This window comes from Shewanella sp. Shew256 (assembly GCF_002196695.1).
In the GTDB taxonomy this organism is placed as follows: domain Bacteria; phylum Pseudomonadota; class Gammaproteobacteria; order Enterobacterales; family Shewanellaceae; genus Shewanella; species Shewanella mangrovisoli.
This window is the reverse complement of sequence record NZ_NAJR01000019.1, coordinates 48,549-59,806: the sequence shown is the minus strand read 5'-3', so window position 1 is coordinate 59,806 and position 11,258 is coordinate 48,549. Positions and strand designations below refer to the sequence as shown.

The following is an 11,258-nucleotide window of genomic DNA, read 5'->3' as shown; positions in this document are numbered from 1 at the left end:
TAAAGACGTGAGAAATTGTGAGGCAGTTGGGCCCGTGACCCTAAACCCAGATAAAGCACCAATAGAAGGGGTAATAAATGCAGCTTAATATTTAAGCAAAGAGTGACAACTACCTTGAAAAACACCGCTACACTCAACCAATATCAAGTTGATTTACTTGGATACATTGGGGAAGCGGAAGAGTTTAAACGTCTCATTGAAGAGATCCCAAATTCGAAACCCAGGCTTTATCCGAGATACATGAATGCTCGTAATCAAAGTTCAACATTGATGGGGAAGATTAAAGCTGTAGAGTCATGCCTTAACGACCTCAAAGGCCTATGACTGTGAAGTTAAGACAATGGCAAAGCCAATGCGTTGATGCGGCGTTGGCACGATATCAAACTCAAAGTCACTTTATGTGTTTAGCCACGCCAGGTGCTGGTAAAACTATTATGGCTGCAGAACTAGCTGCAAGACTGATTGCTATGGGGAAAATTGATTTTGTGCTGTGCTTCTCTCCATCATCAGAGGTGAATGACAGCATTCGCTCAACCTTTTCAAAGCGTCTGAACAAGCGATTTGACGGGCTAATGGGTGCCATTGGTAGTGTCTATACCTACCAGTTCATGCCCTCCTTAACTGAGGCGTTTTGGCAGATCTTACGAACGCATAAAGTGTTTGTGATCATGGATGAAGTCCATCATCTAAAGGGCAATATTCTTAGTAATGCCAATGCATGGGGAGAAGAGGTACTACTAAATATTCAATATCATGCGGCATATACGTTAGCGCTTTCTGGTACACCTTGGCGCTCAGATAAGGCCCCTATTGTGCTTTCACGATTCACTGAACCAGATAATACAATCCACTGTGATTTTAGCTATGGATTAAAGCAGGCAATTGCGGATAACGTCTGTCGTCAGCCTAATATCGTTTTAATTGATAACAACAAAATCAAACTAGAAATTGATCAAGAGATTGAGACATTTGCATCTATAGCTGAGCTCTTGTTAGATCCAAGATACAGTTATCAGGCATTAATTAATCATCATCAAATAATGCATTATATGTTGAATCAAAGCGTTAAAAAATTAGCTGAAATACGCCTGAGTAACCCGAATGCAGGTGGTTTAGTTGTTGCGGCGTCAATTAAGCATGCTAAACAATTACTCCAAATCCTTGTCTCTGATCTTAAGCAAAACGCGTGTATCGTGACATCTAACTTAAAGCATCCTTCCCGCATTATTGATGGCTTCCGACAAAATAATACCCAGTGGATTGTTAGTGTGGGGATGATTTCTGAAGGGACTGATATCCCTCGGCTGCAAGTATGTTGTCATTTGAGCCGAATAAAAACTGAAATGCATTACCGACAAGTGCTAGGTCGAATATTAAGAGTTAATTCAGATGAGACTCAACAAGCTTGGTTATTCACGTTAGCTGAAACAAACCTGACAGAGTTTGCTTATCGAATTGACCAAGATTTACCAGAGCAATCAGTGGTTATCGAGCAGACTGGCTCACAGGATTTAGACCTAGAGTTACCGCAATTAACATCGAGTGAGGCTACCCAAGGGAATATAGGTAATGAGTTACATGTGGATCTGTCAGGTTTTTCATTATCCAATACTAATGGGCATGCTAGCACTTCACATAAGTCAGCCATTGACGAAGAGAACTCTTACAATCTGGCATTGCTAGGTTCATATAAAGAGCAAATCGTTAGGATGTTTGACAATTATTTACTCAGTAGCTGAGCCAAGGTTTGTGGTTTAGAAAATACTCTAGCAATCAGCATGTCTTCTGCTGACATTGCATTTGAGTTATACCTAGAATGCTCAAAAACTTCAGAAATCAGAATATCCTCTATTGGTTGAGTAAATGGATTATTTGAAACTGTCCCTGATGTTCTATTGAAAAGTGTTGTATAAGCATCAGCAAAATGTTGATTTTCTAGCGTGTTAGCATCTGCGAGCAGCGCATTCTTCAATGCTTCTAAAAGAAGGTGTTTTAGAATCCTATTTTCACCTCTACAGGCTGCAAACAAGGGAATTGCCACATGCTTATCTTCCAGCTTGGGAGGCTCCGCAAACGGCATGTACTTAGCTAAACCCATCAGATATTGGCGGTAATACTTGCTGTCTTTTTGAAGACTAAAATATTCAAGCTTTCTTCTTCTCACTAAGCGAGATGACCACTGTGGTTCTTCTGCAATTTGTTCGGCCCAAGGCATACCGACTAACACAATAGGAACTCTGGCCTCTTCACTTATATACTTGAACGCATTTGCAATCAGCTGTCTCTCTTGAACTGTTTTGAACTCGATTAATTCTTGAAACTCATTAATGATAAGCAGCTCAACTTTGGCTTTAACCAAGTTATCAACCAGTTTTTTCCTTAAGTCAGTAGCATAGCCATGCTTCTTTCTTTGATGGCTTCCAAACAGCTCAAGATCCATCAACATCTGAGTTAGTGTTGCATCTAATCCTTTGCCACTAGATATACGGCTAACTAGAACTGGTATAGATTCACGTCCGTAATTTTGGCTGGCTAATACTTGTTTTTTATAGTGGTTAATGAGATGGCTTTTGCCGACTCCGGTATCTCCCGTTAAGAGCATACATTGCTGATCTGATTGAAAAGTTCGATTAAACCTTAGTTCATCAAAATCATTGAAAATGGTTATCAACTGAGGATGCATGACAATACAGCCGCTAAATTTACCCAGTTTTTCAATTTGAGTAGGACTTAATGTCTTCATTCAAAAGCCTCTAAATCGTCGTCCCAGTTTTCGAAAATATGGATTTGTTTAGCTGCTGATTGATTAGGTAAAAGTAAGCTCTGATCATCACTTTTCATTTTTATCGTATTTTGGCCTGTGCTACTCACATCAGCCAACTGAGCCTGTTTCTTAACCGCTGTAATTTTTGCTTTGGTTTTAGATGCTATAAATGCTTCTTGTTCTTGCTTTACTCGAGCATGAATTGCCATACGAGCTTTAGCTAATCCCAAATCATCCTTCCCTTCCCGAATAATCTCACGATTAATTTTCTTAATCACTTTATGCTCATGAAGGCTCAATCCGTGGGTATAATCACTATTATCAGTACAGGGAATTTTAAGGTAACCGCCTAATTCCTCAAGATAAACATGAATATTCGATAGATCATCAGGGTCGACTTTAATGATTTTTTTGATGGTTTCTTTAGTTTGTGGGTAACGCTTTCTGTAATCGGCCAAAGCAGTAGAGTCATACATCAACTCTTCATATTTAAATCCATTTCTGGTCAAAGTTCGCTCATCAGTAATCCCCATCAACATAGTAAATCGTTGTTCGTCCTCTGCGCTCATCTTTAATGGCGGGAAAATATCAAAGCCGCGTTGCCACTGTTTTATGGGAATTCGCGTTTCACGTGAGTCTGAATCTTGATGATAAATATCAACAATCCAACGATGGAATTCTTCGACAAATGTGGAAAAACGTATAATGGCATCTTTTTCAGGTTTAAAATCTTCTTTTGCTAGGATGTTGGGGAAGGTTTTGCCTGGTATCTCAGTTAAAAAACACTCGTTAATCATCCCAAAAAAACGTTCTACAAATGGCTTTAACCAAGGTTTGCGAACTGGGTTATATTGAATGTTAATTCCCGCCTCTTTACATGCATGCTCTAAGCTTTTAGACCAAAACTCCGCTCCATTATCCACAACTAGGGTTTCAAATTTGCCAAAGCAAGGCCACTCATTTTTAAGCTCGATTCCAAGGCCTTCAAATGATTTGGATTTTATTGCATGTACTATTGCTTTTGCGGCTGAAACATATGAAGGAGCTCGATAACTTAAGTGAAATCCCAAAACGCAACAGCTGAAAACATCAACAACTAAAGTTAAATAAGGTCTGCCAATTGGGATAGATAATTCATCGTCAATCAGGATTAGATCTAGTGGAGTGTGATCAATTTCTACCCGTTCTAATATTCGCGTTGGGGGAATATGGGATGAGCAATATGCAAACCATTGATCTGCTCTAAATTTACCGTGCCGCGCCACTGCAACAGGATAAGGAGGTAATGACTTTATTCTTTGGTTAAAGCTTTTATAAGAAATGATAGGAATTTTTCCATCAACAATGCTCTCATTTTCAATTGTGATGGCATCTTTATAGTACTGATATGCTGTAGATACTTTAGGCCTTTTAGCATCTAAAAAACGAGTTAGGGCTTGCTCAAAAAATGCTTCATCCCCCTTAACTCGACTCGTTCTGTTGCCCATTTTATGCCGCTTAGCGACTAATGACGTAACATCGCCGTTACTGTCAATGTAGCTTTTACGCCAACGTACTAACGTTCGCCAATTCGGCCGCTTGTCCGTGGAGGTAGTAAAAAGAGCATCAAGAATTGGGTCTAGATTTTTTTGAGTCCATCCACCAGTGATTGTTTTTTCGATGAAGGCAATGAGTTGGTATTTATCGAGTGCTTTGTTTTTTAAAAAATCAGGAAAGGTATCTAAGTCTCTTTTGACTAATACTGTATCCTCTAATTTCACATATTGAATGGGGGTGTCGGGTTTATTGACTAATTCAGACTCACTAAATTCATCCTCGAAGTCCATCATTAAATGCACCATACTGCAGGATTGCAACTAAGATCATCTTGGCTTAAGTTCGCCTTAAGCAATCCTTTATGCATAAGGGAATACAAGTGTGAACGGGTTTCCCCTAATGCTAATGATTGCTTTACAGCTACATCGTTAACATTAATTTTCCCCGCTTTTTTTATAAGATTGAGCAGTTCAACTTGAATGTCGCTCAAGCCGTAAACTCCCGAATATCGATGCAAAATTTTAAGGTTATTTAGAATAGGATTTACGCGGATTTGTCGTTCTGTTATCAATATAAGATCTGCTCCCAAAGACTGAGCAGCCGCCTTCTTTGCTAGAAATTTAGCCCTAAAGATTGGATCGAATGTTTTACTATAAGGTTTGTATTCGTGGAACTTTGCCGTCCCATCAATAAAGTGAACTATTGTATCAGGTGTATAGGGCAATCTTTTGCCCTCAAAATCGTAATAAAACCCTTCAGGCTGACTACCAAACTCCTCTATACAATCATTGTATTCATGGTGAAAGCACGCATCAAACTCCAGTGTACTTTCACACATTATCGTTTCGCTAACTTTTGCGCTAGCGAATTTAAATACGTTTTTGTTCGGTGATGGTTTACGTAAGCTTCTTATATACATAAGTATAATTCGAACGAATAGTGTACATTTAGTGTACTGGCATGCAGTTTTTTGTCAATCTATGGGTTATTAATTGTTCAACATACTAATATTAAAGAAAATGGCTTTTGTAACATGATTACAAAAGCCACTTTTATGTCATTGAATGAGTTAAATTTGTCAGACTATGGGTACACTATGTCAGTGTATGGGTTCAGCGACATTAGAACTGATGGTTGAGCGCCTTGAGGCCGATGCGAAAAACGCCGTTGAACGCGCCGACATCGCCCATGCATACAGCATTAGGGAAATGGAAATATCTGATAGTATTTATTAACCTTAAATAACCACTTATGGCAAATGAAGGCTGGCTAGCAGTATTCAGTTTAGGGATAGCCCTAACGCTACTGTCACTATTGCGCGACAGGGTATTTTCCACCATTGGGCGTGGTTTGTTGTTTCGTCTTTATGCTGCCCCGGGTGTAATTGTCCATGAACTCAGTCATGCTCTTACTGCAATTCTGGTTCGGTTTACTATTACCAAAATATCCTTTTTCTCACCACAGCCTGACGGCACACTTGGCTTCGTGCAGTACCAGTACCGACCATCATTAATTAGCCCTGTGTTACGTTTATTCGTCGGAATAGCCCCGCTTTTCGGCGGATTTGCTGTTGTGTGCATACTTAATTGGTTATTCCAGGCGCCAGCCACCATTGACTGGTCTGCACTTTATAATTTCGCCGTTGATGAACCGTTGCGGTTTGGAATCTGGATGTATTTCACTTCTTCAGTCGTGGCTAATGCCGTTCCAAGCAAGTTTGATCTGAATAACAGCTATATTGCTCTGTACTGCCTGTGTTTTGTGATTGGAGCCCTGCCACTCAGTTACACCACTCTTTTGAATTTGCTCAGCTCTATCATGGCACTGTGCTTATTGGTAATGTTACTCTTTGTAGTAGTGTTATCTGGGGTATATTTCTGGCGACAACTTTCAAACATTAACATTTAAGCACGTTGATAATCATTATCTATGAGCAGCTATTACCGGATCGCACGTAGAGTGAAACCAATTCAATCTGGAGTTTTATTCGATGCAAAAAGAACCGCGTATTCATCATCTCTATGTAGCAACGGCGAAATACCTTTTTGCTCATCCCAAGCACGGTATCGTTAAACTCCTTGACCCAATGACGGTCAGTGACGCCAAGCGTTACCAACTAAGCCCTATTTTACTTTACGGTCTCACAGTCGCAGGCCTACCCATTCGCTGGATGACATTTGCACCAATTGACGCGCCAATTGCAATTAAAGGATTTTTGGCCAATGCTTGGGAGCACGCCAAAGGGTTAAGGGGCTTGCCTGATATTGTGCGCGTAAACAAGTATCTACATGCAGCTTGCCCGTTACTTGCCGAAGCACTGCAACCACTTGGCGTAGAACTGCAAGTTACTGCGCCTAATGATAGATCACACCCAGGCTCACTAAGGTCTGCGCAAGAAAGTGCGCAATATATCTCCATGACAGCGAGTTCGGCTCCGCCCCAACCGCAAGAAACACCTTTTGATACCTTATGCCGTTTTGCGAAAGATGATCATCTGAAAGATGTAAGAATCGCACCAAGTTACCACAGCGGTAAAGAGGCATTGAAAATTATGCAATGGCTGCAGCAACCAATACAGCCCTTGAGCGCACCACTAAATGACACCGAACTCGATTGGCAAACTGGGGATTGGTTGTCGTCGTGGGAAAAGTCGCTACCAGAATCCGGGCCTCGCTATTTCAAGAGAGATTCAATTGACAACTTCATGTGGTTAATGAGCGGCACGAACGCTGACTATATCGAACTGAGCGATGATGACGAATATGAACACAGCGATAACACTGCAGAACTGATAAAAATGCTTCTCGCAAATTGGCCAGGCAAGATGGTTGATATTGCCAAGCTATGCAGCATTACTCTAAAAGAACTTAATTGGTATCTCGGAAGCGCTGCAACATTGCCACCAGCCTCCTTATTTCAGCTAAAGCGAATCCTTGGCATTGGGATAGAGCTTGAATACCTACTTCAAACAATCAATGGACCTTACGTCTTGATGGCCAACAAACCAAAAGCGCTCGAAGATTTCTACAACGAATATACAAACGGTGGTAATGCAAGCGCTTTCGAAATTATCCCTGACAATGCACATGCCGACCCAAGTTACCGTTATATGTTGATTTGCCCTTACAGCAAACTGCCTAGCTTACTGATGGTGCCGCGGGGTTCATCAATTGCAGACCGTATTCCAGATCTATTGTTTAACTACGAAGGCGTTAGGCGTGTTGGCGCAAAACTTTATCGAGAAGCAGTGAGTACCTGTGCGGCAGTTGCAGTAAACCCTACGAACAACATTGCTATCATGTCAGAATTCACTTCGAGATATTCCTTCGAAGAGTAATACTGAACTAACATCTAATTCTATTGCCGGCCACTTGAAAATATCAATTCTGAAGCAGGCTTAAACGCAAAGAAGAAAGCTACACTGCCTAAGGCAAACCCAACAATTGAGCCCAACAACGCATTTTCGCATCCTATTAAGTCGTGGAAGGTAAACCCGCACAGGATTGAAGCCACGATATAAAGACCTAAAAATACTGCCTTGTACATGAACACCTCAAAAGATTTATCTGAATTATTTCGCGTTGAACTATGTTCGTTTACCGATGTTGAGTGTTGCCATAATTAAACTTGCAAATACAAACCATAGTGCCGCTTGGTGTTGGTCAAATACTGTTGACAAGATTATCGCCACTCCTAGTAATAGGATGTTTAAGATCATAACTTTTATACTTTTCATAGGTGATCCTTACTACAAGCATTTAAATTTGGTGGAATGATACCACAGCACTTTAGTCGCTCTATTTCCAGTAGATTTTCAATGAAAACTCAAAATCTATCTGTTACTTTATCTGCCCAGCTAATTACGCAGCTTTTAAAACAGCGCTTATAGCTTCTTTTGCCATGACCGGCGGAACAGCGTTGCCAATCATCATTTTTGTTGCCGTAGCAGATGCCGGCCACTGATAACATTCATCAAAGGTTTGTGCTGCTGCTAGCTCTCTAAGACTCAATGGCCGAATTAAATCGCCAATGACAAGACTATGCTTGTTGATCGTGGTAATAGTGCCTATGGGGTTGTCAATCGAACGTCCAGACCTAGCGCTTCCATAAGCAGCATCAAGAAACACCTCACCAAACTGTTTCCGTCCATTAGTGACTCTTTTCTGTGTTGCTAACACACGATTAGAAATATGGTCCCACTTGTACGCATGCATGTCCATGTCTATAAAACTTCTAGCTGCTATTGGCCCTTTTTCTGGCAGTTCTAGAACGATCGGTTTCGTTGTTCTAGTGGCTACGATAAATAGACGCTCGCGATTCTGTGGCACTCCCAAGCGGCTTGCGTTTACATGGTTAAACGATAGAGAATATCCCAATGACCGCATCGCATATTCCCACGCACCAAAAAGCTCCCAACTCAGGAAATCTGCCACATTTTCAATCACAGCTATTGGGGTCCTATGCACCTCTAGGCAACTCACAACGGCCCAAGCAGTTGACCGACTCAAATCTGCCTTCTTGCTGGATTTCTTCTTTCCCGCTGCTCGACTGTGTCCCTGACAACAAGGGGAAGCAAGCAAAATATCGTGTTCTGGTACTAACGACCAGTCTGCTTGATGCAGATCTTGACACTTATGTGCGACCTCTGGATGATTTAGCTCATGATATTTAACTACTAACGGGTTGTGATTAGCCGCCCACAACATGCGTAGTCCAGCCATCTTTCCGCCGGTTGTATTCCCCCCAGCTCCAGCAAATAGGTCTATTCCCCGCATGGCTTCACCCGGTTAAATCTACGGAGTGCTTCTTTCGCTCTCTTCTTACAAGTCTCCCAGGATAGCCGTTTATCTTTTTTTCGATAATCTTTGGCCAAAGACTCAATTTGCAACTCTAAATCTGATTTTAACCGCATGATGCTCTCCTAAATTCGTTGAGAGTAATCATCACACAAGCTTTAAATGAGGCAAATTTTACTACGTTGCTAACAGTGAATGGTTGGAATTTCATTCCAATTTGTTAGATAAGATGGACTCAAGAACGCTCGCCGCATCTGCCATTTTTTCTCAATGCCATTGGCAGCGACGAACACGGCACCTTTGCCCATTTGCTCGTTTAATCTGTCCATGACTGACATCAACGCTGGTTTTCCCAGGTTGTCGTTGAACATATCGAGCTGCAAGCCTGGTTCTATATCTAATAGCCCTACCCCAACGCGATAGTACGGCACTGCGGCATAAAATGACTCAACCGCAGAGGTAATTTGCTGACTGATAATCATGCTGTCACTGGTGGGAGCTGGTAAATGAATTGTCCGACTGAAACCACTAACACCATGCTTGTCATACGCGGATGTTTGAGCAAAAAATACCAAGCAACGTGCTACCGATTTTTGACCCCTTAGCTTTCGAGCCGCTTCACACGCATGGAATGACAACGCCTCTTTTAACCCCTCTATCGTCGTTATTCGCTGGCCAACTGAGCGTGTGGAGAATATCTGTCGCTTATTAACGGGCATATCGTCCCAGTTAAACGCCTTTGTCCCATTCAATTCGAAAATTGTTCTTTCGATGTTAACGCCAAACATTTTCCTCGCGGTCTTAGTCTTCATTTGGGCCAACTGCAGCGCAGTATGAATCCCCATCGAACTTAGCCGCTGACCAATTCGTTTACCCACTCCCCACACATCGGTAGTCAACATCGCCCCTAAGATGGCTTCGCGATTGTGCGCTTTAATCACGCAAACACCGCGATAGCCTAAGCGCTTCGCTGCATGATTTGCGGCTTTCGCCAGCGTTAAGGTATCCCCTAGCCCGACACCAATAGGCAATCGGACCTCGCGCCAGACATCGTGCCTGAGCTTGCGGCCTAATATTGAGAGGTTCTGTGGTGTGTCATCATTCCCAAATTCAGCAAAAATCTCGTCTATCGAATAGGGAAAATACGAAAAACACTCTCTCGATGCGACTTTCATAAACTGAGAGCTGATTTCTGAATACAAGGCGTAATTGCTCGAGCAAACAACCACGCCATTCGCCCTACAGAACTCAGCAACTTGAAAGTAAGGCGTGAATTTTTTAAGCCCCAACGCAGCCGCTTCAGGGCTTAACGCCACTGTCATGCCGTCATTGTTCGAGACCACAATTAGAGGCTTACCACGATACTGCGGGTTAAAAATCTGTTCGCATGAGCTGTAAAACTTATTCCCATCGCATAACGCTATTATGCTGCTCATACCAATAAACTCGGTTGTTTCAATAATCTAATGGATGCTGGCACAACCCCTTCGCACCAGAAGCGGTCATCAAGCCTAATTGATACCGGCTCAAAATCGTCATTAGCCGATAACAACCTGCTATTGGATAGATCTAAGACTTTACAAACAAATTCCTCGTTATACATGGCTATGATGACATCGCCGGAACTTGGAGTTAGTTGACGTGACACTATCAGGATGTCACCGGAGTGGATGCCCACCCCCGTCATAGACTCCCCTCTTGCACGGCCCACAAACGTCGATTCAACCAGAAGGTCATCGAGGCTTTTCAACACTAGAGGATCGCGCTTGCGTCGATGAAAGCGCACTGCACAAATGGCCACGCCCTGAATCTCTATCCCGTCTGTGACTGATATTTCGGAATAATGAGCATTGGTATTGGCATGAAGTTGATGATGGTCATGGTCATCGTCTAGCTGCCGACAAACGGTTTCGCCGTGCACCAGCGCCAAAACGACATCTCCCCGCGTCGCAGTCAATGACTTATCAACGACAAGTAGATCTCCGGTAAATAGCCCAAGACCCGTCATAGCGTCGTCGGTAACCTCTGCAAATACCGTTGCTGATGGGTGTGAGACAATAAGATTATTGAGGCTTAGCGCCTTCTCTTGGTATCCAGCGGCTGGACTCTCAAACCCATGTATTCCTGCCGATGCTAAGCCAATTATGACGTTCATAGGACAA

Annotated in this window: 10 protein-coding genes; 4 read left to right on the top strand and 6 right to left on the bottom strand. The window is 42.3% G+C overall.

From position 1 onward, the window contains the following. The first annotated feature begins 326 nt into the window (after positions 1-326). Entirely contained in the window at positions 327-1,739 is a 1,413-nt protein-coding gene (locus B5P39_RS22060; protein WP_088212922.1) for a DEAD/DEAH box helicase, read from the top strand. On the opposite strand, the gene B5P39_RS22055 is transcribed toward B5P39_RS22060, so the two are convergent. Genes B5P39_RS22055 through B5P39_RS22045 form a run of 3 tightly spaced genes read right to left on the bottom strand, consistent with a single transcriptional unit; the run spans position 1,721 to position 5,138 of the window. Beyond that, complete coding sequence (locus B5P39_RS22055) at positions 1,721-2,743, bottom strand: TniB family NTP-binding protein (protein WP_088212920.1); 1,023 nt, start codon at positions 2,741-2,743, stop codon at positions 1,721-1,723. The genes B5P39_RS22060 and B5P39_RS22055 overlap by 19 nt on opposite strands. Continuing rightward, positions 2,740-4,593: a Mu transposase C-terminal domain-containing protein gene (locus B5P39_RS22050; RefSeq protein ID WP_088212919.1), complete on the bottom strand. Its 1,854-nt coding sequence runs from the start codon at positions 4,591-4,593 to the stop codon at positions 2,740-2,742. The genes B5P39_RS22055 and B5P39_RS22050 overlap by 4 nt, the downstream gene beginning before the upstream one ends. Next, positions 4,593-5,138, bottom strand: a complete 546-nt coding sequence (locus B5P39_RS22045) for a TnsA endonuclease N-terminal domain-containing protein (RefSeq protein WP_251068953.1) — start codon at positions 5,136-5,138, stop codon at positions 4,593-4,595. The genes B5P39_RS22050 and B5P39_RS22045 overlap by 1 nt, the downstream gene beginning before the upstream one ends. A 268-nt stretch (positions 5,139-5,406) precedes the next feature. Between B5P39_RS22045 and B5P39_RS25070 the strand changes: the two genes are divergently transcribed. From B5P39_RS25070 to B5P39_RS22035, 3 genes are all read left to right on the top strand, one after another. Beyond that, complete coding sequence (locus B5P39_RS25070; RefSeq protein ID WP_254915840.1) at positions 5,407-5,535, top strand: hypothetical protein; 129 nt, start codon at positions 5,407-5,409, stop codon at positions 5,533-5,535. Positions 5,536-5,551: 16 nt separating this feature from the next. After that, the gene (locus B5P39_RS22040; protein WP_088212917.1) at positions 5,552-6,208 is read left to right on the top strand and encodes a hypothetical protein; all 657 of its coding nucleotides are present in this window, start codon (positions 5,552-5,554) and stop codon (positions 6,206-6,208) included. An 82-nt stretch (positions 6,209-6,290) separates the two neighbouring features. Further along, a complete protein-coding gene (locus B5P39_RS22035; RefSeq protein ID WP_088212916.1) occupies positions 6,291-7,637 on the top strand; it encodes a hypothetical protein in 1,347 nt (448 codons plus the stop codon). A gap of 523 nt (positions 7,638-8,160) precedes the next feature. Here B5P39_RS22035 and B5P39_RS22030 read toward each other — a convergent pair. The 3 genes from B5P39_RS22030 to B5P39_RS22020 all read right to left on the bottom strand — a co-directional run bounded on the left by B5P39_RS22030 (position 8,161) and on the right by B5P39_RS22020 (position 11,251). Continuing rightward, a complete protein-coding gene (locus tag B5P39_RS22030; RefSeq protein ID WP_088212915.1) occupies positions 8,161-9,075 on the bottom strand; it encodes a DNA cytosine methyltransferase in 915 nt (304 codons plus the stop codon). 206 nt (positions 9,076-9,281) lie between these two features. Beyond that, positions 9,282-10,532, bottom strand: a complete 1,251-nt coding sequence (locus B5P39_RS22025; protein ID WP_088212914.1) for a Y-family DNA polymerase — start codon at positions 10,530-10,532, stop codon at positions 9,282-9,284. Then, the gene (locus B5P39_RS22020; protein WP_254915839.1) at positions 10,529-11,251 is read right to left on the bottom strand and encodes a S24 family peptidase; all 723 of its coding nucleotides are present in this window, start codon (positions 11,249-11,251) and stop codon (positions 10,529-10,531) included. The genes B5P39_RS22025 and B5P39_RS22020 overlap by 4 nt, the downstream gene beginning before the upstream one ends. Positions 11,252-11,258 lie beyond the last annotated feature (7 nt).